Source organism: Arthrobacter sp. V1I7 (assembly GCF_030817015.1).
GTDB lineage: Bacteria > Actinomycetota > Actinomycetes > Actinomycetales > Micrococcaceae > Arthrobacter.
This window is the reverse complement of record NZ_JAUSYS010000001.1, coordinates 3,176,207-3,200,481: the sequence shown is the minus strand read 5'-3', so window position 1 is coordinate 3,200,481 and position 24,275 is coordinate 3,176,207. Positions and strand designations below refer to the sequence as shown.

The 24,275-nt window shown below is 68.7% G+C and carries 19 protein-coding genes and 1 pseudogene; 6 read left to right on the top strand and 14 right to left on the bottom strand.

The window, feature by feature from the left end; genetic code table 11:
* Window positions 1–439: 439 nt before the first annotated feature.
* The 3 genes from QFZ69_RS14725 (at window position 440) to sufU (ending at window position 4,129) form a co-directional block, all read left to right on the top strand.
* Window positions 440–1,882 (top strand): IS1380 family transposase, encoded by a 1,443-nt coding sequence (locus QFZ69_RS14725; RefSeq protein WP_306919258.1) that lies wholly within the window; start codon window positions 440–442, stop codon window positions 1,880–1,882.
* Between the two features lie 465 nt (window positions 1,883–2,347).
* The gene (locus QFZ69_RS14720; protein ID WP_306919702.1) at window positions 2,348–3,661 is read left to right on the top strand and encodes a SufS family cysteine desulfurase; all 1,314 of its coding nucleotides are present in this window, start codon (window positions 2,348–2,350) and stop codon (window positions 3,659–3,661) included.
* Window positions 3,662–3,673: 12 nt separating this feature from the next.
* A complete protein-coding gene (sufU, locus tag QFZ69_RS14715) occupies window positions 3,674–4,129 on the top strand; it encodes a Fe-S cluster assembly sulfur transfer protein SufU (protein WP_306919256.1) in 456 nt (151 codons plus the stop codon).
* A 48-nt stretch (window positions 4,130–4,177) separates the two neighbouring features.
* Here the strand turns inward: sufU and QFZ69_RS14710 are convergent, their stop codons facing one another.
* The 4 genes from QFZ69_RS14710 to QFZ69_RS14695 form a co-directional block, all read right to left on the bottom strand.
* On the bottom strand, window positions 4,178–5,491 hold the full coding sequence (locus tag QFZ69_RS14710) for a UDP-glucose/GDP-mannose dehydrogenase family protein (protein WP_306919254.1): 1,314 nt from the start codon (window positions 5,489–5,491) through the stop codon (window positions 4,178–4,180).
* A 28-nt stretch (window positions 5,492–5,519) separates the two neighbouring features.
* Window positions 5,520–5,966: a VanZ family protein gene (locus tag QFZ69_RS14705; protein ID WP_306919252.1), complete on the bottom strand. Its 447-nt coding sequence runs from the start codon at window positions 5,964–5,966 to the stop codon at window positions 5,520–5,522.
* 97 nt (window positions 5,967–6,063) lie between these two features.
* Window positions 6,064–6,285: an SCO4848 family membrane protein gene (locus QFZ69_RS14700; protein ID WP_306919250.1), complete on the bottom strand. Its 222-nt coding sequence runs from the start codon at window positions 6,283–6,285 to the stop codon at window positions 6,064–6,066.
* Between the two features lie 4 nt (window positions 6,286–6,289).
* Window positions 6,290–6,787 (bottom strand): DUF2505 domain-containing protein, encoded by a 498-nt coding sequence (locus tag QFZ69_RS14695; protein ID WP_306919248.1) that lies wholly within the window; start codon window positions 6,785–6,787, stop codon window positions 6,290–6,292.
* Window positions 6,788–7,092: 305 nt separating this feature from the next.
* On the opposite strand from QFZ69_RS14695, the gene mfd reads away from it, so the two are divergent.
* Window positions 7,093–10,794: a transcription-repair coupling factor gene (gene mfd / locus QFZ69_RS14690; protein ID WP_306919246.1), complete on the top strand. Its 3,702-nt coding sequence runs from the start codon at window positions 7,093–7,095 to the stop codon at window positions 10,792–10,794.
* 3 nt (window positions 10,795–10,797) lie between these two features.
* Window positions 10,798–11,631, top strand: coding sequence for a metal-dependent hydrolase (locus QFZ69_RS14685; protein WP_306919243.1), 834 nt, complete (start codon window positions 10,798–10,800; stop codon window positions 11,629–11,631).
* Between the two features lie 107 nt (window positions 11,632–11,738).
* Here QFZ69_RS14685 and QFZ69_RS14680 read toward each other — a convergent pair whose 3' ends face one another.
* From QFZ69_RS14680 to nirB, 6 genes and pseudogenes are all read right to left on the bottom strand, one after another.
* On the bottom strand, window positions 11,739–11,981 hold the full coding sequence (locus QFZ69_RS14680) for a hypothetical protein (RefSeq protein WP_306919241.1): 243 nt from the start codon (window positions 11,979–11,981) through the stop codon (window positions 11,739–11,741).
* Between the two features lie 53 nt (window positions 11,982–12,034).
* Window positions 12,035–12,772 (bottom strand): deoxyribose-phosphate aldolase, encoded by a 738-nt coding sequence (gene deoC / locus QFZ69_RS14675; protein WP_306919239.1) that lies wholly within the window; start codon window positions 12,770–12,772, stop codon window positions 12,035–12,037.
* Between the two features lie 94 nt (window positions 12,773–12,866).
* Window positions 12,867–13,727 (bottom strand): FAD-dependent oxidoreductase, encoded by an 861-nt coding sequence (locus tag QFZ69_RS14670; RefSeq protein WP_306919238.1) that lies wholly within the window; start codon window positions 13,725–13,727, stop codon window positions 12,867–12,869.
* Window positions 13,728–13,874: 147 nt separating this feature from the next.
* The gene (locus QFZ69_RS14665; RefSeq protein ID WP_373461902.1) at window positions 13,875–15,062 is read right to left on the bottom strand and encodes a uroporphyrinogen-III synthase; all 1,188 of its coding nucleotides are present in this window, start codon (window positions 15,060–15,062) and stop codon (window positions 13,875–13,877) included.
* A gap of 5 nt (window positions 15,063–15,067) precedes the next feature.
* Window positions 15,068–16,103 (bottom strand): annotated as a pseudogene (gene cobA, locus QFZ69_RS14660) (uroporphyrinogen-III C-methyltransferase).
* Between the two features lie 2 nt (window positions 16,104–16,105).
* Window positions 16,106–18,790: a nitrite reductase large subunit NirB gene (gene nirB, locus QFZ69_RS14655; RefSeq protein WP_307000203.1), complete on the bottom strand. Its 2,685-nt coding sequence runs from the start codon at window positions 18,788–18,790 to the stop codon at window positions 16,106–16,108.
* 255 nt (window positions 18,791–19,045) lie between these two features.
* Between nirB and nirD the strand changes: the two genes are divergently transcribed.
* A complete protein-coding gene (nirD, locus tag QFZ69_RS14650) occupies window positions 19,046–19,423 on the top strand; it encodes a nitrite reductase small subunit NirD (protein WP_306919232.1) in 378 nt (125 codons plus the stop codon).
* A 20-nt stretch (window positions 19,424–19,443) separates the two neighbouring features.
* Here the strand turns inward: nirD and QFZ69_RS14645 are convergent, their stop codons facing one another.
* From QFZ69_RS14645 to QFZ69_RS14630, 4 genes are read right to left on the bottom strand one after another with little or no spacing between them, the layout of a single operon-like run.
* Window positions 19,444–21,186, bottom strand: coding sequence for a phospho-sugar mutase (locus tag QFZ69_RS14645; RefSeq protein ID WP_306919230.1), 1,743 nt, complete (start codon window positions 21,184–21,186; stop codon window positions 19,444–19,446).
* A 40-nt stretch (window positions 21,187–21,226) separates the two neighbouring features.
* Window positions 21,227–21,865: a lactate utilization protein C gene (locus QFZ69_RS14640; protein WP_306919229.1), complete on the bottom strand. Its 639-nt coding sequence runs from the start codon at window positions 21,863–21,865 to the stop codon at window positions 21,227–21,229.
* A complete protein-coding gene (locus QFZ69_RS14635; RefSeq protein WP_306919227.1) occupies window positions 21,862–23,388 on the bottom strand; it encodes a LutB/LldF family L-lactate oxidation iron-sulfur protein in 1,527 nt (508 codons plus the stop codon). The genes QFZ69_RS14640 and QFZ69_RS14635 overlap by 4 nt, the downstream gene beginning before the upstream one ends.
* Window positions 23,385–24,188: a (Fe-S)-binding protein gene (locus QFZ69_RS14630; RefSeq protein ID WP_306919225.1), complete on the bottom strand. Its 804-nt coding sequence runs from the start codon at window positions 24,186–24,188 to the stop codon at window positions 23,385–23,387. Before QFZ69_RS14630 ends, QFZ69_RS14635 begins: the two co-directional genes overlap by 4 nt.
* Between the last annotated feature and the right edge of the window lie 87 nt (window positions 24,189–24,275).

Below are 24,275 nucleotides of genomic sequence, written 5' to 3'. Positions count from 1 at the left end.
AACTTCAAGGCGGGCATCGGCCGAGGGTTACACCAGCAAGGGAGCGTCGTTCCAAACCGGCTCTTGATTGCTGTTGCTGCTACTGCCACCATTAATGGTGGTCGCGCCAATACTTTCCTTCTCCGTACTCCTTCATTGGAACGGCATAGTGCCCTAGCCGGCAATTGTGCCCCAAGGTCGGAGCCGGCGGCGTCAGAGCCTTCTGAGACCGAGGCTCTCCCCCCAGCCGCCGCCGGCTCCCTTAAACGGTCTGCCCCAGCGGGATACACGCTGGGGCTTCCAGCTGTCCGGATCCGGCTGATTTAGGCGCAGTCACTTAGCCCGGGGATTTCATGGCGGGTGGCTGAGGGTGTGTGTTTAAGCAGGGAAAGGGTGCTCTGAGCTGGGAAAATAGTGGTTGTCTAGACCGTTATTTGCCGAGTGAAGGAGCACCCTTTCGATGCAAAAGTCTACCTGTGTTTTTCCGTCCGTTCCGGTCACTTTCACCGGCCAGTCGCTGGTCTCCCACGCCGGGGTGAAGGTCCTGACCGGTTTCATGGATGCCCTGGGTTTCGGGGCACTGGGCGAGGACCGGCTGGGCCAGTTCGTTCCCGCAGGCGCGACGCACCGGCCCGGCCGGCTGGTCGGTTCTCTGGCGGCGATGCTGGCCGCCGGAGGTGAACACGTGTCCGATCTGGACATCCTGCGGGTCTCACCGGGGGTCTTCGGCCAGCTGCCCTCGAACGCGACGGTGTCCCGGTTTTTCGAACGGACCGTGACGAACCCCGAGCTGTTCGGCTATGGCATCGAAACCCTCACCCGGCAACTGCGCTCCACGGCCTGGGAAGCGGCCGGGAACCGGAACCCGGCGTTGTCGGCGACAGCGGCGGATCCGCTCATCCTGGACCTGGACGCCACCCTCGTGGCCTCACACTCGGAGAAGGAAAACGTCGCCGGCACCTACAAGGGCGGCTACGGCTTCGCCCCCTTCATCGCGTCCTGTGACTACGGTGCCGGTAACGGCACCGGGGAAATCCTCGCCTGCCTGCTGCGGCCCGGCAACGCCGGCGCGAACAGCGCCGATGACCACATCCGCGTCTTCGAGACCGCCGTGTCCGGCCTGCCCGAAGGATTCTTCGACGAGACCGGGGCGCTGGCCGGAGAGAACGTCCTGGTCCGCACCGACAGCGCCGGAGCCTCAAGGAAGTTCCTCTGGTACCTGCACAGCCGGAACGCCCAGTTCTCCGTCTCCTACCCCGTCCCCGCGGCCAAAGCCCACATGGTCGATTGGATCAACGACAAGAAGAACTGGCAGCCGGCCCTGGACCAGGCCGGCAACGACCGGACCGATGCCTGGGTCATCAACGCCACCGACATCATCCCGCTCACCGACTACCCGCCGGGAACGAACCTGTTCCTGCGCGCCGAGCCCCTGCACCCCGGCGCGCAACCGACGCTGCTGGACATCGACGGGCACCGGATCACCGCGTTCCTGACCAACTCACCGCGCTGGCACGGCCCGTTCCTTGACGCCAGACACCGCGCCCGGGCCCGGTGCGAAAACCGGATCAAGACCCTGAAAAACACCGGTCTGGGCAAGCTGCCGTTCTTCGACTTCGCCGCGAACCAGGCCTGGGCGTGGATCGCAGCCCTGGCCTCCAACCTCGTCTCCTGGCTCCAGCTCACCGCGCTCCCCGCCGGCGACCACGCCAAGGGATGGGACATCAAACGCTGGCGCTACCGGCTCTTCGCCACTGCAGGCAAGATCATCACCCGCGCCAGAAAGAGCTATCTCCTCCTGCCCGGAACGGCACCCGAACACCAACTGATCCACAGATTACTCGAAGCCACCGCAAGCATCGCGGCGAGCCTCAAGAACCCCACCGCCATCATGCAGACCTGACGCCCGGAACCAGCCCCATCACTGCGAGCAGACAGACAGCCATCACGGGTACGTGGAAACCCGCGCCAACCCCGGCGCATGGGACGGTCGAGGGTGCCCGGAATCCGCCCAGACAACACGCCAGCCGCTCAGCCGCCATCAACACCCCCGACCGACGACCGATGCAAAATCCGGGTTAGGTGCTGTCCGTCGGCGACGCGCCCGGCCTCCGGTTCCGCCCGGCCCCCGGTTCCGTCCGGCCCCCGGTTCCGCCCGGCCCCCGGTTCCGCCCGGCCCCCGGTTCCGCCCCCGCAGGCACCGAACCGGATGCTCTCAACCGGGAGCCCTGGAGGGCTGCCGCCCGGGCGGCCCGGGACAAGCTCCGACGCATGGGATAATTAGGATGAATCTGCGTGACGTAATAGACCTGCCTGCCTTCCGGCCGGCGGGCTCCGTGCGCCGCAGCCGAACGCCGATCCAGGAGTTATCCCCATGGTTGCCACACCAGCCCACCTCCTCCGCTCAGCCACAGCGCTGGGAAACGAAGAGGTCCTGAGGATTCGCAATGACTTCCCGATCCTGAGCCAGACCGTCAACGGCAAGCCCCTGGTGTACTTGGATTCGGGTGCCACCTCGCAGAACCCGCTCAGCGTGCTGGAAGCCGAGCAGGAATTCTATGAACAGCGGAACTCGGCGGTCCACCGCGGCGCCCACCACCTGGCGGTGGAGGCCACCGAAGCCTTCGAGGACGCCAGGGAATCTGTCGCGGCCTTCATCGGGGCCGAACCGGACGAACTCATCTGGACCTCGAACGCCACCGAGGGCCTGAACCTGCTCAGCTACTCCTTCCTGAACGCCTCGCTGCCCGGTGCCGCCCCCGAAGCGGCGCGCTTCGCCCTGTCCGCGGGCGACGAGATCGTGGTCACCGAGATGGAACACCATGCCAACCTGATCCCGTGGCAGCAGTTGGCGGAACGCACCGGAGCCACGCTGCGCCACATTCCGGTCGACGACGCCGGCGCCCTGGACCTCGACACCGCGGCCCGCATCATCGGCGAGCGGACGCGCATCCTTGCCTTCACCCATGCCTCCAATGTCCTCGGAACCATCAACCCGGTGGCGGCGCTGGTTGCCCTCGCCCGGCCGACGGGGGCGCTCGTGGTGCTGGACGCGTGCCAGTCCGCGCCGCACCTGCCCCTGGACGTCAAGGCACTCGACGTGGACTTCGCCGTCTTCTCGGGGCACAAGATGCTGGCTCCCACCGGAATCGGCGGGCTCTACGGCAGGTCCGAGCTGCTCAACGCGATGCCGCCGTTCCTGACCGGCGGTTCCATGATCACGACCGTCACCATGGAGCGCGCAGGATTCCTGCCCAGCCCGCAACGCTTCGAGGCCGGAACGCAGAAGATCTCACAAGCCGTGGCGCTTGCTGCCGCCGCAAACTACCTGAGCGAAACCGGGGTGGACCGGATCCACGCCTGGGAGTTCGAGCTCGGGCAGCGCCTTGTGGCGGGTCTGGAGTCCGTCCCCGGAATCCGCGTGCTGGGCCCGGCTGCCGGCCAGGAACGGATCGGCCTGGCCGCGTTCGACGTGGCGGGAGTCCACGCGCACGACGTCGGGCAGTTCCTGGACAGCCGGGGGATTGCCGTCCGCGTGGGGCACCACTGCGCCCAGCCCCTGCATCGTCGGCTGGGCCTCACGGCGAGCACCCGTGCCAGCACCTACCTTTACAACACCACGGACGATGTGGACGCGTTTCTCAACGCCGTCGCCGATGTCCGCGGTTACTTCCAAGCCTGAGGACGGCAGTACATGAGTCTCGACCAGCTTTACCAGCAAATCATCCTGGAACACTCCAAGGCCCGGCACGGCAGCGGGCTGGCCGGAGCCGCGGTCCCCGACGGCGCGAGCAGCGGCCAGTCCCATCAGCTCAATCCGGTATGCGGCGACGAAATCACCGTCCGGGTCGCCGTCGCGGACGGCACGGTCAGGGAGCTGCGCTGGGACGGCGATGGCTGCTCGATCTCAATGGCGTCCGCTTCGGTGCTGACGGACCTTGCCGAGGGCCTGTCCGCCGAGGAGTTCCGTTCCGTGATCGGCAGTTTCCGTGAGGTGCTGCGCTCCCGCGGCAAGGTGGCCGCAGATCCGGAAATCCTCGGCGACGCTGCGGCATTTGAGGGCGTGGCACGCTACGCCGCCCGCGTCAAGTGCGCCATGCTGTCCTGGGTCGCCGCGGAAGACGCGCTCGGACAGGCCGTCTCCCACTAAAACCCCACCCCTGCCGTCCGGCCGGGAACGCGGCCTTCCCGGCCCGGCTCAGGGCCGGCCGAGGCCCTTGTAGGTCCAGCCCGCGGCGCGCCACTTGGCCGGATCGAGGACGTTCCGGCCGTCAAGGATGCGCGGAGCCGAAACTAGGGCCCGGGTGCCGTGCGGGTCCAGCTCGCGGTACAGCTTCCACTCGGTCAGCAGCAGCACTGCATCGGCCCTGCGCAGGGTGGTTTCCAGGTCCGGTTCCAGCGGGAGCTCCGGGAAACGCTTGGCCGCGTTGGTGAGAGCCTGCGGGTCGGTGACGGTGACCACGGCGCCCTGCAGCTGGAGCTGGGCCGCGGCGCTCAGCGCCGGCGAGTCTCGGACGTCGTCGCTCTCCGGTTTGAAGGCGGCGCCCAGCACGGCGATACGCTGGCCCATCAGCGAACCGCCGCAGAGTTGGCGGGTCAGCTCGACGACGCGGGTCCGGCGCCGCATGTTGATTGCGTCCACTTCGCGCAGGAAGGTGAGGGCCTGATCCGCGCCCAGCTCGCCGGCGCGGGCCATGAAGGCCCGGATGTCCTTGGGCAGGCAGCCGCCGCCGAACCCGATGCCGGCATTGAGGAACTTCCGGCCGATCCGTTCGTCGAGGCCGATCGCGTCGGCCAGCAGGGTGACATCCGCGCCGGTGGCTTCGCAGACCTCGGCCATCGCGTTGATGAAGGAAATCTTGGTGGCGAGGAACGAGTTGGCGGCGGTCTTCACCAGCTCGGCCGTAGCGTAGTCGGTGACCAGCCGGGTCGTCCCGTTAGCGAGGGACGCCTTGTAGATCTGGTCCAGGATGGCCACGGCGGGGTGGTCCTCGCTGCCGTCCGGAACGCCGTACACCAGCCGGTCCGGGTTCAGGGTGTCGGTTACCGCATGGCCTTCGCGGAGAAATTCGGGATTCCACACCAGCGTGGCGCCGGGTTCGGTCCCGGCGATGACCTCGGCCAGCCGGGCCGCGGTTCCGACCGGTACGGTGGATTTGCCGGCGATGATGTCGCCGGGGGACACCTGGGCGGCCAGGGCCTCCACTGCGGCATCGACGAAGCGCAGGTCCGCGGCGTTTTCGCCGCGCTTTTGTGGAGTGCCCACACAGATGAAATGGACCTCGGATCCGTGGGCGGCCGACATTTCCGTGGTAAACCTTAAACGCCCCGATTCCTCGAGCGCGGACAGCAGCTCATCCAGTACAGGTTCGTAGAAGGGCGCCTGCCCCGCGGACAGTTGCGCCACCTTGCCCGCGTCAAGGTCGATGCCGACCACATCGTGACCAAGTTTCGCCAGGCACGCCGCGTGGACAGCGCCAAGATACCCGCAGCCGATAACCGATATCCGCATTCCGTGGTCCTCCCGCTAAGGGGTGTGATCACAGAGTACGTCGTGGAGGCGGGTTTGGCACGGGCCTGCGGAGAGTCAGTACCAGCAGCGTGAGCAGGCCGCCGAGGGTTGCCCCGGCGGTGTTCGCGGCGACATCAAGCAGCGTGGGGTAACGGGCCGGCAGGAAGACGAACTGGGCGAGCTCGATCAGGGCGGACAGCACCAGGCCGGCGGCCCCGCCGGCCCACCAGTTGCGCCTGCCGAGGATCCAGACAACCAGGATACCCAGCGGGACGAACAAGAGAACGTTAGACGCCGACTCAACAAACGCATAGTCGATCCAGCCGGGCATCCCTCGTTGGTGCAGTTCCTTCAGCGCCTCAGCCAGCAGCCCCGCCCCGGCGCGGTCCACAGGAGTGGGCCACATTGCTATGGCGCCCAGGATCATCGCGTAGGCGAAGAACTCCCACGTGGCTACGCGGCGGCGGGGTCGCAATCGGCAGCGCCTTCCGGTAGTTCACGGTCGTTTCCCTGGGTGTAGCGCCCAGGACGGCGTGACGCCGTGGCGAAAGGGTGTGCCGCGGCTGTTTCGACTAGGCGAGCAGGCCTGCGATCCCGATTCCCGCCGTCGCGGCTCCGAGCACCATCGAGATGCTGACGAGGACGACGTGGACGGTAAGGAACCGGGTAGCCTTGCCGCCGGCGTCGCGGGCCCGGGGGTCCTTCATCACCCGGCGCAGGAACTGCGGCCAGACGACGAGGGACCAGACACCGGCCACGATCAGGACGATTGCCAGGATTGCCGGAAGCTCCACGCTGCTAGTGGCTTTCGAGCCAGGCCTGGGCCTGCTTCGACTGGATGTTCAGGGCCTTGCCGACCATCGGCTCGGCGGCTTCGGCAATCTTGCCGCCCAGGAACGGCACCGAGGACGTGACTGTGCCTTCGAGCTCGATCCGCGTGCTGCCGGCCTCGGACACCAGGCGCTGGACTGCGCTGACGTCCAGCGGTGCGCCGGCGACCTTCATCGAGATGCTGCTCTGCCGCGAACCGTCCGAGGCGGGGGCAGCCCAGGTTTCGACCTGGGTCACCTTCAGGCTCTCACCAACGAACTTGCGGGCGATCTCCGGCATCCGGGTGGTGGGGACGGTCCGGACGGTTGTGGTGACAAACGCGCCGGCAGTGTCACCGTCCACGGCAAAGGATTCCAGCGTGCCGCCGACGTATTCACTCGTGTGGCGCAGGAATTCCTCGTTGACGAAAACAGCGGTAACGCGGTCAACACTGTGGGGCAGGGTGGTGGATGCATTCAAGGGCATGGGGTCTCCAAATACTGTTGTTCCGGACGATTCGGGCTCCCAGTATCCTACGGGGTGTGCCCGGCCGATTTCGATTCGAGTGCCACCGAGAGGTCTAGCCAGGCCCGGCCGGGCGCTCGGCACGCATCCGGAGCAGCCGGCCGCACCCAATCCGCCCGGCACGTGCTGGTGATCGCCGGCCGGAGCCCATCCCGTTGCGGACCTGCGTCGGGGCTGCGCGGTAGGCTTGGGTTACCCCGGGATTCTCACGAATTTCGGGTATTCGTGTTGCCTGCACCCCCGTGATCCCATCAGGAGCAACAGCTATGAGCCCCAACGGCCCCTCTCTCACCGGTTTGCGCCGCGTCCTCGCCGAAGACCGGAACTATGCCCGGGTCCAGGCTGAGGCGGCCCGTGGGTTCCCCGTCCGGAGCGAGGACTATCAGATCAGCGCTCCGGCCGGGATGAGATCGGTCCTGCTCGCGGAAATGGCCGACGGCCTCAGGGCGCTAGCCGACGACACTGCGGACGGGACTGCCGGCGAAACAGCCAAGGAGACGGCCGGTGAGGCGCCCGTGGTTCTCGCCGTCACCGCGACCGGCCGCGAAGCCGAGGACCTGACCGAGGCCCTGCGCGCCTTCCTGCCGGCGGACGCCGTCGCCGAGTTCCCCAGCTGGGAAACGCTCCCGCACGAGCGGCTCTCACCCCGCTCGGACACAGTCGGCCGGCGCCTGTCGGTGCTGCGCCGGCTCGCCCACCCGGAAACGTCCACGGGCGGCGCCCTGCGCGTCGTCGTCGCCCCGGTGCGCGCCGTCGTCCAGCCGATCGTCGCGGGCCTCGGCGAACTGGTGCCGGTCACCCTGACGGTGGGCCAGGAAGCCCCGTTCAGCAGCGTCGTGAAGCGACTCGCCGACGCCGCGTACGCCCGGGTGGACATGGTCACCCGGCGCGGTGAGTTTGCGGTCCGCGGCGGCATGCTCGACGTCTTCCCGCCCACCGAGGACCACCCGATCCGGGTCGAGTTCTTCGGCGACGAAGTGGACCAGATGCGCTGGTTTGCCGTCGCCGACCAGCGCTCGCTGACCGCGCCCGGCCTGCACCACCCCACCGAACTCCACGCCCCGCCCTGCCGCGAGATCCTGATCACCCCCTCCGTCATGTCCCGGGCCGCGACCCTGAAGTCCCAGCTCCCGGCCGCCGCCGACATGCTGGAGAAGATCGCCGGCGGCATCGCCGTCGAGGGCATGGAATCCTTGGCCCCGGTGCTGGTGGACTCCATGGTCCCCTTCCTGGACCAGCTCCCGGCGGGTTCCATCGCCGTCGTGATCGAGCCGGAAAAGGTGCGCACCCGCGCCCACGACCTCGCCGCCACGAACGAGGAATTCCTCGAGGCCGCCTGGTCGACGGCGTCCGACGGCGGCACAGCCCCCCTGGTGCTGGACACAGGTCTGACCTCCGCGGCGTCCGAAGCCCTGCACTCGGCCAGCTTCCGTTCGCTCACCGAGACCCGCACTGCCGCCCTCGCGCACGGCGTCTCCTGGTGGTCCATCACCTCGCTGGCCAGCGACGAAGAGCTGCTGCCCGACGTCGACGTGCTCAACCTGCACGCCCGGGAACCCCGCGGCTACCAGGGCGACGTCGCGGAAATGATGGAGTTCATCGGCTCCCGGGTCCGGGACCAGTGGCGGATTGTGGTGGTCACCGAGGGCCCCGGCCCGGCGCAGCGCCTCGCGGAACTCTTCCACGACAGCGACATCCCCTGCGCGCGGGTGGACACCCTCGACCAGGATCCGCAGGCCGGGCTGATCGAGGTGACCACCGCCGCCGTCGGCCGCGGTTTTGTCCTGGACCCGCTCAAGCTGGCGCTGCTGACGGAGGCGGACCTGCTGGGGCGGACCTCCGCCGGTTCCACCAAGGACATGCGCCGGATGCCGTCCAAGCGGCGGAACGCCGTCGACCCGCTCCAGCTCGTGGCCGGCGACTCCGTGGTGCATGAACAGCACGGCATCGGCCGCTTCGTGGAGCTGATCCAGCGCCGGGTGGCGGGCGGCGGCGACGGCGTGCGCGAGTACCTGGTGCTGGAATACGCCCCCTCCAAGCGCGGGGCCCCGGGCGACCGGTTGTTTGTGCCCACCGACCAGCTGGACCAGGTCACCCGCTACGTCGGCGGGGACACCCCGGCGTTGAGCAAGATGGGCGGCGCGGACTGGGCCAGCACGAAGTCCAAGGCCCGCAAGGCGGTCAAGGAAATCGCCGGGGAGCTGATCCGGCTGTACTCGGCCCGGATGGCCTCGCGCGGGTACGCCTTCGGTGCGGACACGCCGTGGCAGCGGGAGCTGGAGGAAGCCTTCCCGTATGTGGAGACCCCGGACCAGCTGACCACCATCAACGAGGTCAAGGCCGACATGGAGCGCGAGATCCCGATGGACCGGCTCATTTCCGGCGACGTCGGCTACGGCAAGACCGAGATCGCGGTGCGGGCCGCGTTCAAGGCGGTCCAGGACGGCAAGCAGGTCGCCGTGCTGGTGCCCACCACGCTGCTCGCGCAGCAGCACTACGAGACCTTCACCGAACGGTTCTCCGGCTTTCCGCTCGTCGTCAAGCCGCTGTCCCGCTTCCAGAGCGGCAAGGAGGCCAAGGAAACCGCCGACGGCGTCAAGAGCGGCTCCGTGGACGTCGTGATCGGCACCCACCGGCTGCTGTCCAAGGACTTCGGCTTCAAGGACCTCGGCCTCGTGATCGTGGACGAGGAGCAGCGCTTCGGCGTCGAGCACAAGGAGGCGCTCAAGAAGATGCGCACCAACGTGGACGTCCTGGCCATGAGCGCCACCCCGATTCCGCGGACCCTGGAAATGTCCCTGACCGGGATCCGCGAGACGTCCACCCTGGCCACCCCGCCGGAGGAACGCCACCCCGTGCTGACCTATGTGGGCCCGTACACGGACAAGCAGACGTCCGCCGCGATCCGCCGCGAGCTGATGCGTGAAGGCCAGGTGTTCTTCGTCCACAACCGGGTGTCCACGATCGACCGCACGGCGGCCAGGATCCGCGAGCTGGTCCCGGAGGCCCGGGTGGAGGTGGCGCACGGGCAGATGTCCGAGAGCCGGCTGGAACAGATCATCGTGGACTTCTGGGAAAAGCGCTTCGACGTCCTCGTCTGCACCACCATCATCGAGACCGGCCTGGACATCTCCAACGCCAACACCCTGATCGTGGACGGGGCGGAAAAGTACGGACTCTCCCAGCTGCACCAGCTGCGCGGACGGGTGGGCCGCGGCCGGGAACGCGCTTACGCCTACTTCCTCTACCCCTCGGAAAAGCCGCTGGGCGAGGTGGCGCTGGAACGGCTCAAGGCTGTCGCCACGCACAACGAGCTCGGCGCCGGCATGCAGCTGGCCATGAAGGACCTTGAAATCCGCGGCGCCGGCAACCTGCTCGGCGGCGAGCAGTCCGGCCACATCCAGGGCGTCGGCTTCGACCTCTACATCCGGCTGGTCGGCGAAGCCGTGGCCGAGTACCGCGGCGAGGCGGAGGAGAAGGCCGCCGAGATGAAGATCGAGCTGCCCGTCAACGCGCACCTGCCGCACGACTATGTGCCCGGTGAACGGCTGCGGCTGGAGGCCTACCGGAAGCTGGCAAGCGCCATCACCTACGAGGCGATCGATGAGGTCCTCGCCGAGCTGGTGGACCGTTACGGCGAACTGCCGCTGCCCGCAACGAACCTGATTGACGTCGCGCGCTTCCGGGTGGGTGCCCGCGAGGCCGGGCTGAGTGACGTCGCCCTGCAAGGCAACTTCATCAAGTTCTCCCCGGCGCAGCTGCCGGAGTCCAAGCTCATGCGCCTGACCCGGATGTACCCGGGGGCGCAGGCCAAGCCTGCGCTGGATGCGGTGCTCATCCCCAAGCCCAAGACGGCGCGGATCGGCGGCCGGGACCTGCAGGACGCCGAGATCCTCGAGTGGGCCAACGGCGTCATCCGGAACATCTTCTCCGACGCCGCCGTATCTGTCTCATCGACGGGGAGTTAGCGCATGATGGGAGGACACCACGCCGCGTCGGGCGCCGCGGCGTGGGTGGCTGTTGCCTCGACCGGGCCCTACGCGCTGGGCTGGTATCCGCTGGACGCCACCGGGATCGTGATCGGCGGGATGGCGACGGCGGGGACGGCCCTGGTCTGCGACTGGGACCACCGCTCCAGCACGGTGGCGCACTCGCTGCCGCCGCTGTCCAATGTGATCGCGGTCGGCATCGAGAACGCCAGCGGCGGGCACCGGCAGGGCACCCACTCGCTGCTCGGTGCGGCCTGCTTCGTGCTGCTCGCGGCCATGGCCGGGCAGGTCCAGCTGCAGACCGACTGGGGGCTCCTGTCCCTCGGCGCCGGCCTGCTGTGCATGTTCCTGATCAGCATCGCGGCCAAGGCCCTGAAGCTTTTCCCGAAGTACGGCTGGATCAGCAACTGGGTCTTCGCCCTGGCCATGGCCGGGCTCGTGACGTGGTTCGCGCCGCACCAGTGGACCTGGCTCCCGGTCTCGATGCTGACCGGCGTGCTGGTCCACATCGTGGGGGACATGATCACCACCGGGGGAGTGCCGCTGCTCTGGCCGCTGGTGATCAAGCCGCCGAAGCTGCTGCGGAAGCTGCCGCTCGTGAAGGACGTCTGGAAGGCCAACGGGGCGTTCTCGGTCCCGCTGCTGGGCCGGGCGGGGTCGCGGCGGGAATGGTTTGTGCTGATCCCGGTCAGCGCCTACGCCATGATCGGCATGTTCGGGGCGGCGCTGGCCCTGGCGGAGGCGCACTTTCCGGCCGCCGTCGCGCTGGGGACCGGGTTCGTCAGCAGCCTGGTCGGCCGGCTGACCGGAAGCTAGCGGGGTCCGACCGGCCGCCGGCCCCGTGCGGCCGATGTGACGGGCGCTTAAATGGCTGAAGCTCCGGAGATCCGGAGCTTCAGCCATTTAAGCGTGGAGGTGGCAGCCTAGCTCTCGCCGGCCGAGTCCGAGCGGCCGAGGATCGTCTGCGGGATCCAGAACGAAGCGGCGAACAGCGTCAGGCAGACGGCCATCGGCCACGCGTTGCCCAGCGTCAGGTACGACAGAGAGTACACGGACGCGAGGAACAGGACCATCATCACGGCAAAGATGACGATGGTGGAGCCGAGGCTGTTCTCGGTCTGCGGGGTCTGCTCGGTCTTCTGCGTCTGCTCGGTCTTGCTGGACATTCATTCCTCCTCGGCCCCGTGGGGCTCAAAACTGTGGCGGCTGCCGGAACGGGTCAGTACCCGGATGAACCCTGTTCACCCTTGACAATCGCGATCCCGGAGCTGGCGCCAATACGTGTTGCACCTGCAGCAATCATAGCTTGTGCGTCCGCGAGGGAACGCACCCCGCCGGAGGCCTTGACGCCGAGGTCCGGGCCGACCGTGCGGCGCATCAGGGCGACGTCTTCCGCGGTGGCTCCGCCGCCGTTGAAGCCGGTGGAGGTCTTCACGAAATCAGCGCCGGCTTCCACCGCGGCCTCGCAGGCCAGGACCTTCTGGGCATCGTCCAGCAGGCCGGTTTCGATGATCACCTTCAGGATGGCCCCGCCTTCGTGGACGGCCTCGGCGACGGCGGTGATGTCATCGACCAGCGCGCCCTTGTCGTTCGCGCGGGCGGCGGCGATGTTGATCACCATGTCCACCTCTTCTGCGCCGTCCAGCACGGCACCGCGGGCCTCGAAGGCCTTGACGTCGCTCGGGGTGGCGCCCAGCGGGAAGCCGACCACGGAACAGGTCAGCACGCCGGAGCCCTTGAGCGCGGTCTTGACCGTCTTGACCCAGACGGGGTTGACGCAGACCGACTTGAACCGGTACTCGGCAGCCTCGGCGCAGACCCTGAGGATTTCGGCCTCGCTGGCCTCCGGCTTGAGCAGGGTGTGGTCAATGAAGGAGGCGAGGTTACCGGCGCCGGCCGTTGCCTCCGGCGTAGCGGGGGTGGTGCTGCCGGCGGCGGTAGTGGCTTCGTTGCTCATGGTGGTCCCTTTCCTAGCTGTGTCCATCTTGCCACAACAGAAACAAGCCCCGGAGGCCCGCCGGTCGGCCCCCACGCCCGCCCCAGGCGAGCGGCTAGGCTGCGTCCGCGAGCGGTTCGGCCAGCGTGGCCCGCAGCAGCTGCGCCGCGCAAACCGAGGCAGCCGACCCGGCGGCCACGAGCAGTCCCAGCCGGACGCCGTCGAATACGGCGGCATCCCCGATGGCCCAGATCCCGGGCACCGAAGTGCGGAAGTCCTCGCCGATCACGATGCCGCCGCGCGGGGCGGTCTTCAGCCCGGCGCTCACCGAGAGGGCGTCGCGGGCAATCCGTTCCTCCGCCAGAACCACCAGATCCCCGTTCATGCTGGAACCGTCTTCGAAGACGACACCGGCGGCGGGGAGCATCGAACCCGCGAGGTTGGGAAGCACGGCCGCGGGCCGGAGTGTGGTGCGGACGGGACGGACACCCCTGGCGCGCAGCACCGCTTCAGCCTGACCGGCGGCCGTTCCGGTGCCGACCAGGATGCCCAGCGGACGCCTGCCGAGGACCCGGGTGACGTCCTTGACGGCTTCGCCGAGGCCGTTGGCGTCGTCGATCGTGGAATAGCTGAGGCAGCGGCCGGCGCCCGCCAGGGGTGCTCCCGCCGGGGAGGAACCCGTGGCGATGACCAGCTGGTCGTAGGTGAACTCCAGGCCGTCGGCCGTGGTGACCCGCCGGCCGTCCGGGTCGATGTAGCTGACCGGCTGGCCGAAGCGCAGCGAAACCTGCGGCAGGGCGGCGAGCTCGAGCAGCCCGGCGGGAGCGTCGTCGCGGTTGCTCAGCATCGTGATTCCGCCGGCGAACGGCGTCCGGGCCAGCTGCCGGACGAGGGCCTGGGCGGCCGGACCGGCCCCTGCGATGACGATCCGGGGCCGGGTCTGGGAATCAGGTGTTGTGCTGGAGACGTTGGACATGGTGGGCCCTTTCGCTGGTGGCCGGTGGTGTGGCCGTCGTGCTTGGTGCACCCAGCGTAGGCGTCGGGTTTTTCCGGCGTGTTTCCCCGGTGTTGCTGTTTTTTCGCAGCCCGTTCGCCAGTATTTACCGGCCGGTAATGCCCTGCGTCACACCCGCAGCCGGTAGCCGCGCTTGACCACGGTTTCCACCAGCCGGCCGTCCGGGAGGGAGGAGCGCAGCCGGCTCACGGTCATGTCCAGGGCGTGGACGGAACCCCTCAGCTCCAGCAGTTCGGACAAGGCCTCGCGGGAAAGCACGGCCCCGCCGGCACCCAGCAGCGCCCGCAACAGCAGCAGCGGGGCCGGCGCCATCTCCACGGCCTCGCCGTCGACCCGGAGCGAGCGGCCGCGGAGCTCCACGCTGCCCGAGGCGGTGTCCAGCCGGCGGACGTGGTTCAGGGCCAGGTGCTCGCAGACCAGCCGGATCAGGGCGCCCATCCGGAACCGTTCCGGGACCAGCGGCTGCAGTCCCGCGTCGAGCAGCGGCTGGGCCGTGACGGGACCCACGACGGCGGTCGCGACGTTCGTCTTGAGGCTCTCCACAAGCTGCTTGTACAGGCCCATCTCGTGTGCCGTGCTCCACATCGCGTCCACGGCCGGGGCGCTGGTGAAGGTCAGCACGTCCAGGTTGCCGCTGCACGCCGCCTCGATCAGCCGCGGCAGCCGGTCGGCGCCGTCGGGCTTGACCCAGCGGTACGGGGTGACGGTCAGGACGGTGGCACCGGACATCCGCAGCCGCTCCAGCTGGCGTACGTCGGTGTAGCCGTGCAGCTGGACCGCGACGGTCTTGCCGCGCACGCCTTCGGCCAGGAGCATGTCCACCAGGGTCGCGGTGGTTTCGTCGCTGCTGATCCCGACGTCGGCCAGCCCGGCGGCGCGGACGGCACCGCGGGCCTTGGGGCCGCGGACGAACATCCGGGTGGCGCCCAGGGTCTCGAGCAGCTGTTCGCCGATCCCGAAGGTATCCGCGGCCTCGCACCAGCGGCGCATCCCGTACGCGGTGGTGGCGATGCACAGGTCGGGCCGGGCGTCGATGATGGCGCGGGTGTCCTCGATCAGGCGCAGGTCCTCCTGCACCGGTGCGATCTTCAGCGCCGGCGCGTGCAGCACCTCGGCGCCCCGCCGTTCCAGGGCCTCGATCAGGTCCTGGGAGCGCCGGTGCGAGGTGACGCCGATCCGGAACCCTTCGAGGGGTAGCTCTTTCTCCAGGACGTCCTCGGCAATTGCCTCCGGGGCGCCGGAAACGCCGCGAACGCCGGGCAGGACTTCGGGGGCGATGGTATTGAGCGCACTCACGGTTCTCACGCGCCCATCAGGGACGCGGCGAGGCGGTCCAGGTCGGCCGCTGCTTCAGCGGAGCCCCGGTTGGCTTCGGCCACCCGGACGACGTCGCCGATCACCAGCACGGCCGGGTTCGTGCAGTCCGCGGCCGCGGTGGTGATGGTGCCCAGGTCGGCGATGGTGGTGCGCTGCCCGGGGCGGTAACCGCGCTCGACGACGGCCATCGGCATGTCCGCCCGCATTCCGGCGCGGCGCAGCCCGGCGGCGAGCTGGTGCAGGGTGCCGATGCCCATCAGGACCACGATTGTTCCGCCGAGGCCGGCCAGGTGGGTGTGCTCTTTTTCGGTCAGCGGGGCGTGGCCGGAGACCACGGTGAACATGTGGCTGACCTCGCGGTGCGTGACCGGGATCCCGGCCGCCGCGGGGACGGAGATGGCGCTGGTGACGCCGGAAATGACCCGGACGGGCACGCCGGCTTTGACGCAGGCCGCGACTTCCTCGCCGCCACGGCCGAACACGTACGGATCGCCGCCCTTGAGCCGCACCACGTTCCTGCCCGCGAGGGCCGCGTTGACCATGAGCTCCTCGATCCCGGACTGGCTGACCGGGTGGTGGCCGGGACGCTTGCCCACGTCCACGAGTACGGCCGTGCTCAGCGAGGGAAGCTCCTGGTAGGGGGCGAGCCGGTCGTAGAACACGACGTCGGCGTCCCGCAGCGCCTTGACGGCCGCCACGGTCAGCAGCTCGGTGGTGCCGGGACCGCCGCCCACCAGGGTGACCCGGCCGGTGGGACCCGCGGCGGGCTCGGCGGCGACGGGGATGCCGGTCGCGCGGCAGCGCTCCAGCAGTGCCTCCCAGCCCGGCTGGCCGTCGTCGACCGCGGCCACCAGGAAGGGCCGTTCCGGCAGGGGACCGTCGTGCGGCGCCCCGGCCGGGGTGCTGAGCCGGGAGGACGACGGCGCCAGCGGCCTGGTAGCGCCGGACGGCCTGGCGGGCGGCGGTGTCGGAGCCGGTGACCAGGACTTCGCGGCCGGTGAGATCAATGCTGAGCTGCATGGCTATACCTCGTTCTCATCGCGGGGGCGCATGGGGATGGAAGCCCCGACCATCACTGGTTGCTGAGCGGCCAGGGCCTTCTCCTCTGCGGTGGCCGGGCGCATCTGGCCGCGCTCGTCCGGGACGAAGGTGATGGAGTCGTCCTTCTGGTCGGGGGCGTTGACGAAGGAACGGAACCGGCGCAGGCGCTCGGGATCCTTCAGGGTGTCGGCCCATTCGTCCACGTAGGTGTCCACGTGCTTGGCCATGGCGGCTTCGAGGTCCTCGGCGATGCCCAGGGTGTCGTGCACCACCACGTCCTCGACGTGTTTGATGCCGCCGTCGAGCTCCTCCTGCCACCGGGCGGTGCGCTGCAGCCGGTCGGCGGTGCGGATGTAGTACATGAAGTAGCGGTCGATGTACTTGAGCAGCGTTTCGTCGTCGAGATCCTTGGCCAGCAGCTGGGCGTGCGCCGGGGTGGCACCGCCGTTGCCGCCGACGTACAGGTTCCAGCCGTCCGCGGTGGCGATGACGCCGACGTCCTTGCCGCGGGCCTCGGCGCATTCGCGGGCACAGCCGGAGACGCCCATTTTGAGCTTGTGCGGGCTGCGGAGGCCGCGGTAGCGCAGCTCGAGCTGGATGGCCATGGCCACCGAATCCTGGACACCGAACCGGCACCAGGTGGAACCGACGCAGGACTTCACCGTGCGCAGGCTCTTGCCGTAGGCCTGGCCGGACTCGAAGCCGGCGTCCACGAGTTCCTTCCAGATTTCCGGGAGCTCCTCCAGCCGGGCACCGAACATGTCGATCCGCTGGCCGCCGGTGATCTTGGTGTACAGGTTGTACTTCTCGGCCACGGCGGCGATGACGCCGAGCTTCTTCGGGGTGATCTCGCCGCCGGCGATGCGGGGGACCACCGAGTAGGTGCCGTCCTTCTGCATGTTGGCCAGGGCGCGGTCGTTGGTGTCCTGCAGGGTGCCGCGGCCGGCGTCGAGGACGTAGGCGCTGTTCTGGCTGGCCAGGATGTTGGCAATGGTCGGCTTGCAGATGTCGCAGCCTGCGCCGGTGCCGTACTTGGCCATGACCTCCTCGAAGGAGGTGAGTTCCAGGACCCGGATGGTCTCGAAGAGTTCCTGGCGGGACAGCTCGATGTGTTCGCAGAGTGCCTTGGAGACGGCGACGCCGGACTTGGTCAGTTCGGTTTCCAGCAGCTTCTTGAGCATCGGCACGCAGGAACCGCAGCTGGTCCCGGCGCGGGTGCAGCCCTTCAGCTCGCCGAGCTCCTGGACGGGAGCGTTGCCGTCGCAGGCCCCGCAGCCGTTGACGGTGTCGCGGATGGTTCCGGCGGAGACGTTGTTGCAGGAGCACAGGATGGCGTCGTCCGGCAGTTCGGTGTCCGGGGCGTCGCCGCCGCCGGCCGCGGTGAGGTACGCGCCGGGTTCGGCGGCCAGTTCGCGGCCCAGCATGGGGCGGAGGCTCGTGTAGGGGGAGGCGTCGCCGACGAAGATGCCGCCGAGCAGGGTCTTGGCGTCGTCCGTGGTGACGATCTTCTGGTAGACACCGCGGGCGGGGTCGGCGTAGACAATCTCGAGGGCGTGCTCGGTCCGGGCGAAGGCGTCACCGAAGCTGGCGACGTCGACGCCGGAGAGCTTGAGCTTGGTGGCGGTGTCGAAGCCCGGGAAGGTCGCTTGGCCGCCGTGCAGCCGGTCCGCGACGATCTCCGCCATGGTGTTGGCCGGTGCCACGAGGCCCAGGCACATGCCGCCGAAGTTGGCGACCTCGCCGATCGCCCAGATGCCGGGGACCTCGGTGGCGCAGGAATCATCGATGACGACGCCGCCGCGCGGGCCGAGCTGGAACTGAGCCGCGGTGCCTTCGGTTTCCGGGCCGTTGGCCAGGCGGAACAGTTCGTCGCGGGGCTTCACGCCGATCGCGACGATGACGATGTCGGCGTCGATGATCCGGCCGTCGGCCATGAGCACGCCGGTGACCTGGCCGTCGTCGTCGGAGAGGACCTCGGAGGGGAACACGCCGCCGTGGACGGTGAAGCCCTTGGCCTCGATCAGGCGGCCGAGGGCCTGCCCGGCGCCCTCGTCCAGCTGGGTGTTCATGAGCCAGGGGGAGCCGTTGATGACGATCGGGGTGGCGCCGAGTTGCTCGGTGCCGGCCGCAGATTCGAGGCCCAGGAGGCCGCCACCGATGGTGACGGCGTTGACCTTGCGGCCGAACTTGGCCGTCAGCTCCGCGATCTCCTTGTTGATGGCCCGGACGTCCTCGATCGTGCGGTACACGTGGGTGAGGTCGGATCCGGCGATGGGCAGGCGGGCCGCGTCGGAGCCGGTGGCGACGACGAGCTCGTCGTACGGGTACACGGTGCCGGCCGCCGTCGTGACGGTCTTGCCGGCGGTGTCGAGGCCGGTAACGCGCTCGCCGGTCTTGAGGCTGAGGGCATCGTGATCCCACATGGAGGCGGTGCCGAGGGTGAGGTCGACGTCGGCGTCGGTGAGGGCCTTGCTCAGGGCGACGCGGTCGTACGGGAGGTGCGCTTCCTCGGTGAGGACCGTGACGTGCCAGCCGTCGAGGCCCCGGGAGTGCATGGCATCCGCGAAGCGGTGGGCTGCAGGGCCGCCGCCGGCAACCACGATGCGGCGCGGTGTTGTGGTGCGCTCTGCGCCCTGGTTCTGGGGGCTGGAAGTCTGTCCGGTCACGGTGGGCCTTTCGCATGGGCCGCAGACGGTGCTCTGCAGCTTGTGTACCCAGCCTAGGCAACCGCAGTTTCGCTTCAGTTTCCCTTATGTTTCGTGATCTTAACTTCTGCATCACGAATGTGTTTCGGGGCGGGTGAGGTCTCTTTTACCCGCCTGACACATTTGGCGCATCCGGTTGAAACACCTCGGGCCTAGCTTGGAGACGTGGCCGCAGGAGCGGTTGAGCACGTTAGGGATGTACAGAGAGGGACCGAAATGACTGCCGTACTTGAGAGCGCAGCACGGAATTTTGGCGCACACCCCGGCTTTGGAACCGGCTGGCACCGTGTGTGCGCCGTGGAGGAGCTGGAGCCCGCCTGGGGCGAGGCAGCCCTGATTGCGGGGCGCCAGGTCGCCTTGTTCCGCACCGCTGCCGGTGAGGTTTTCGCCGTGGCGCAGGAGGACCCGGCGACCGGGGCGCATGTCATGGCACGCGGCATCACAGGTTCCCGCGGGGCCCGCCCCACGCTGGCCTCGCCGCTGCACAAGGAAGTCTATGACCTGAAGACCGGGGAGTGCCTTGGCACACCGGGTCTCTGGCTTGAGACCTTCAGCACCCGGATCGTGGCCGGATACATCGAGGTGGAGCTCTAGGACCCTCGGGACGTGGGGCTTTACAGCCCCAGGGCCTCGCGGACGTCGGTGAGGACGCTGTCCAGGGCGCCGCGCGCTTCCTGCCGCGCCTGCGGCAGTTCCGCGGCAGATTCGACGCTGCGGATGACTTCGAGATAGCACTTGAGCTTGGGCTCCGTCCCGCTGGGGCGGATGATGACGCGGCTGAGGTCCTTGGTCAGGTACAGCACACCATCGGTTGGCGGCAGCTTTTCGCTGCCCGCCGCCAGGTCCACGACCGTCTCCACCGCGGAGCCGCCAAAGGACTCCGGCGGGCTGACGCGCAGCCGGTTCATCATTGCGTCCAGCAGTCCCAGGTCCGCCACCCGGATGCTGAACTGGTCGCTCGCGTGGAGGCCGTGCACGAGGTACAGCTCATCCAGCGTGTCAAAGATGGTCTTGCCCTCGGCCTTGGCCGCGGCCGCGAATTCCGCGATCAGCACGGCGGCGGAGATCCCGTCCTTGTCCCGGACCAGTGACGGCGCGACGCAGTAGCCCAGCGCCTCCTCGTAGCCGTAGAGCAGGCCCGGCACACGCGCAATCCACTTGAAGCCCGTCAGGGTTTCCTCATGTGCATAGCCCGCGGCAGCCGCGATCCGCGCGAGCAACCGCGAGGACACGATCGAGTTGGCGAAAACGCCCCCCGCGGCCTCACCGCCGGCAGCCGCCAGACGGGCCACGGCATGAGCGCCCAGCAGGGCTCCGACCTCGTCGCCGCGCAGCATGCGCCAGGCGCCCGTGTCCGGGTCCTTCGCGGCAACCGCGGCGCGGTCGGCGTCGGGGTCGTTGGCGAGAACGATATCGGCGTCCACGCGGGACGCGGTCTCGAGGGCCAGGTCCAGGGCACCGGGCTCTTCCGGGTTCGGGAAGTTCACCGTGGGGAAGTCGGGGTCCGGTTCCGCCTGCTCGGCGACCAAGGTGACGTCGGCAAAGCCTGCCGCGTTGAGGACGGCCACGGCCGTCCCTCCGCCCACGCCATGCATCGGGGTCAGGACGATCTTGAGGTCCCGGGCAGGGAAGTGCTCGGGAACGGCGAGGGCCGCGACGGCGGCCGCGTAGTCGGCCGCGATGGAGGGGTCAAGCACCGTCCAGCCTTCCTTGGCCAGGACGATGGACTCCAGCGCGCCGACGGCGTCGATCCTGGCCGCGATCAGGGTGTCGTAGGGTGCGACGATCTGCGCCCCGCGGCCGCTTTCCTCGACGGCGTGCCGGCCGAGGTAGACCTTGTAGCCGTTGTCCTGCGGCGGGTTGTGGCTGGCGGTCACCATCACGCCGCCGTCGCACTCCAGCGCCCGGACCGCGTAGGCGAGCAGCGGCGTCGGCAGGGCCGCAGGCATCAGGAAGGTTTCAATTCCGGCGGCCGTGAGGACTGCCGCCGTCTCCTCGGCGAAAATTTCGGAGTTGTAGCGGGCGTCGTAGCCGACGACGGCGCGCGGCCGGGTGCCGGGGGAGGCCTGCTCGACGGCGTTGGCCAGGAACGCGGTGAAGCCGGCCGCGGCGCGGCGCACCACCATGCGGTTCATCCGGTTCGGGCCGGGGCCGAGGGCCGCCCGGAGGCCTGCGGTGCCGAACTGCAGGGTGCCGCTGAAGCTGTCCGTCAGCTCCTGGCGGGCGGCAGCGGCGCCGCCGGCCGTCAGCTGGATTAGCTCGGAGAGGCCCGCGACGGTGGCCGGGTCCGGGTCCTGGGCGGCCCAGTCCCGGGCTTCGCCCAGCAGTCGGATGAGTTCGGCATCAGGAGACGTCATAGGTACCAAACTATCCGCAATCGCCGTCGAAGCGTTCCATCTATCGGGCGATGATGACGTCGAGCCTACGGGGGCCGTGGACTCCCTCCACGCGTTCGAGTTCGATGTCGCTGGTCGCGCTCGGGCCGCTGATCATGGTGAGCGGCCGGGTGCCGTCGATCCGGCGCAGCGCCTCGGGCAGGATGCCGGTAATGTCGGTGGCCTTCACGACACAGATGTGGTGGTCCGGGACGAGGCTGATGGCGCGGCGGCCTTGGTTGGGGCTGCCGTCCAGGATGATGGTTCCGGTTTCTGCCACGGCGACGGCGCTGCCGGTCACGACGGCGTCAATCCCGTCGAGCTCCGCAACGGTCAGCGGCGCGGCGGCGGAATCCACGTGGCGGCGGCCCTCGTCCTCATGCTGGCTGCCGAGAGCGGCGAGCCAGCCGGCGTCGAGCCCGGCGGGCACGACGTAGCTGTGCGCGCCGGCGAGGAGGGCTGCAACCCGTGCGGGCACCTCGGCGGCGTCCACCACGGATACCTGCGCTTTGTAGTCGATCAGGCGGTCCACCAACAGCTCGATCAGTGCCGCCTCGTCCAGCCCCGAGGTTGCCCGGTATTCGCGGGGAATCCGCGGTACCTCGGGGCTGTCCTGCAGGGCGGCGCGGATCCGGGCGAGGATGTCTTCGCGTGCGCTCATGGCTGGCCTTCCTTGTCATGTGACGGCGCGGGGGCGCCGTCAGTGTCCGGTGTCCGGTGTTCCTTGGCCCACCAGCTGCGGAAGGACTGCGGCGGGGGCGCGGGGATGTCCCGGCTTTGGGTCCAGCCGGCGGCGATGCCCGGCAGTTTGGTGATCTTCTTGTCGGGGCCGGCAGCCAGGCGTCCCAGCGGCAGCCCTTTTTCGATCAGCCCGAGCCGTTTGCCGGAGGACAGTGCCCAGGAGGCCGCCTTCATGCCGACGTCCATCTGGCTGGGCAGCTTCCTCTTCCCGCGCTTGCTGTCCACGTCCACGCTGCGCAGGTGCACCAGGATGTCCGGGATGTTGATCTTCACCGGGCAGGCGTCATAGCAGGCTCCGCAGAGCGATGACGCGTACGGCAGCGAGTCGTTCTCCTCTGCCTGTATGCCGGTCATCAACGGCGAGAGGATCGCGCCGATCGGCCCGGGATAGGTGGAGCCGTAGGCGTGGCCGCCGGTGCGCTCGTACACGGGGCAGACGTTCATGCAGGCGCTGCAGCGGATGCAGTGCAGCGCGGAGCGTCCCATCTCGTCTGCCAGGGCGGCGCTGCGGCCGTTGTCGAGCAGCACCAGGTGCATGTTCTGCGGCCCGTCGCCTTCGGTGACGCCGGTCCAGAGGGAGGTGTAGGGGTTCATTCGTTCCCCGGTGGAGGAGCGCGGCAGCAGCTGCATGAAGACTTCCAGGTCCTGCCAGGTCGGCAGCAGTTTCTCGACGCCCATCACCGTGATCAGCGTCTCGGGCAGTGTCAGGCACATGCGGCCGTTGCCCTCGGATTCGACGACGGCGAGGGTGCCGGAATCGGCGAGAGCGAAGTTGGCGCCGGAGACGGCGACCTTGGCGGTGAGGAACTTGCGTCGGAGGTGGGCGCGGGCGGCCATGGCCAGCACCGCCGGGTCGTCAGTCAGCGAGGGATCGGCGCCGGGCATTTCGCGCAGGAAGATGTCGCGGATTTGCGTGCGGTTCTTGTGGATCGCCGGGACGAGGATGTGGCTGGGCTTGTCGTGGTCCAGCTGGACGATGAGCTCGGCGAGGTCGGTCTCGAACGCCGTTATCCCTTCCTCTTCGAGGTACTCGTTGAGGCCGATTTCCTGGGTCGCCATGGATTTGACCTTGACCGCTTCGGTTTCGCCGGTCTCCCGGATCAGGCCGGCGACGATGGCGTTTGCTTCGTCGGCATCGCGGGCCCAGTGGATGACGCCGCCGCGGGCCGTGAAGTTCTCCTCGAACTGTTCGAGGAGTTCCGGGAGCCGGGCCATTACGGATTCCTTGATGGCGCTGCCCGCGTCGCGCAGCTGCTCCCAGTCCGGCAGTTCGGAGACCATCTTCAGCCGCTTGTCGCGGATGGTGTGGGTGGCGTGGCCGAGGTTGGTGCGCAGCTGGGCGTTGCCGAGTTCGCGGTGCGCGGCCTTCGGGAAGGACTCGGAGGCGTGCAGGTTGCCCGCGCCGTAGACGGGCAGGGAGGGCATGCCCAGGAAGGTGCTCATCGTGCTGCCTTTCCGGTTGAGACGAGGACTTCGCCGGTGACGGACGCCGGGGCTGCTGCGGTGCTGGCCAGGATTTCGGCCAGGTGCAAGGTGGTGACCGCGCTTCCTTGGCGGGAGAGGCCGCCGCCAATGTGCATCAGGCAGGAGGCATCCCCGCCTGCGCACAGGCGGGCACCGGTTGCCGCGATGTTGGCCGTCTTGTCCTCGAGCATGGCCGAGGAGACGTCGGCGTTTTTCATCGAGAACGTGCCGCCGAAGCCGCAGCACTGGTCCGCCTCCGGCAGTTCGGCCAAATCGATCCCCTGCACGCTGCGCAATAGCCGGGCCTGCCGGTCCCCCAGCCGGAGCAGGCGCATGCCGTGGCAGCTGGGGTGGTACGTGACGCGGTGCGGGAAGTAGGAGCCGAGCTGGGAGCCGGCGTCGGTGACGCCCAGGACGTCCACCAGCAGTTCGGAGAGTTCGTATGTTTTAGCGCCGACAGCGGTGGCCCGGGCTTCCAGCGCTGCGTCTCCGCAGGAGCGGGCGACCATCGGATGCTGGTGTTTGACGGAGGCCACGCAAGAGCCGGAGGGCGCGACGGCGACGTCGTAGTCGTCGATGTCGAAGGCCGCGACGTGGTTGGCAACCACGGGAACCGCCTCGTTGAGGTAGCCGCTGTTGACGTGCATCTGGCCGCAGCACGCCTGCCCGGACGGGAACACGACCTCGTGTCCCAGCCGCTCCAGGATCTTCACTGTGGCCCGGGCGGTGTTCGGATACATCGCGTCCACGATGCAGGTGGCGAACAAAGCAATTCTCATGACAGCCTTTCGCGGGGCCTCGGATGTGGTCTGACCATACTACAACACGTGACCGGCACCACTTTCAAGTAGGGCCGCGGGGCGAGG

Coding starts and splice junctions, on each gene's coding strand:
- nirD (WP_306919232.1), top strand. CDS start 19,046: ATGACTGCCGTACTTGAGAGCGCAGCACGGAATTTTGGCGCACACCCC.
- mfd (WP_306919246.1), top strand. CDS start 7,093: ATGAGCCCCAACGGCCCCTCTCTCACCGGTTTGCGCCGCGTCCTCGCC.
- QFZ69_RS14640 (WP_306919229.1), bottom strand. CDS start 21,865: ATGAGCGCACGCGAAGACATCCTCGCCCGGATCCGCGCCGCCCTGCAG.
- QFZ69_RS14630 (WP_306919225.1), bottom strand. CDS start 24,188: ATGAGAATTGCTTTGTTCGCCACCTGCATCGTGGACGCGATGTATCCG.
- QFZ69_RS14685 (WP_306919243.1), top strand. CDS start 10,798: ATGATGGGAGGACACCACGCCGCGTCGGGCGCCGCGGCGTGGGTGGCT.
- QFZ69_RS14695 (WP_306919248.1), bottom strand. CDS start 6,787: ATGCCCTTGAATGCATCCACCACCCTGCCCCACAGTGTTGACCGCGTT.
- QFZ69_RS14725 (WP_306919258.1), top strand. CDS start 440: ATGCAAAAGTCTACCTGTGTTTTTCCGTCCGTTCCGGTCACTTTCACC.
- QFZ69_RS14670 (WP_306919238.1), bottom strand. CDS start 13,727: ATGTCCAACGTCTCCAGCACAACACCTGATTCCCAGACCCGGCCCCGG.
- sufU (WP_306919256.1), top strand. CDS start 3,674: ATGAGTCTCGACCAGCTTTACCAGCAAATCATCCTGGAACACTCCAAG.
- QFZ69_RS14645 (WP_306919230.1), bottom strand. CDS start 21,186: ATGACGTCTCCTGATGCCGAACTCATCCGACTGCTGGGCGAAGCCCGG.
- QFZ69_RS14710 (WP_306919254.1), bottom strand. CDS start 5,491: ATGCGGATATCGGTTATCGGCTGCGGGTATCTTGGCGCTGTCCACGCG.
- QFZ69_RS14635 (WP_306919227.1), bottom strand. CDS start 23,388: ATGAGCACCTTCCTGGGCATGCCCTCCCTGCCCGTCTACGGCGCGGGC.
- QFZ69_RS14680 (WP_306919241.1), bottom strand. CDS start 11,981: ATGTCCAGCAAGACCGAGCAGACGCAGAAGACCGAGCAGACCCCGCAG.
- deoC (WP_306919239.1), bottom strand. CDS start 12,772: ATGAGCAACGAAGCCACTACCGCCGCCGGCAGCACCACCCCCGCTACG.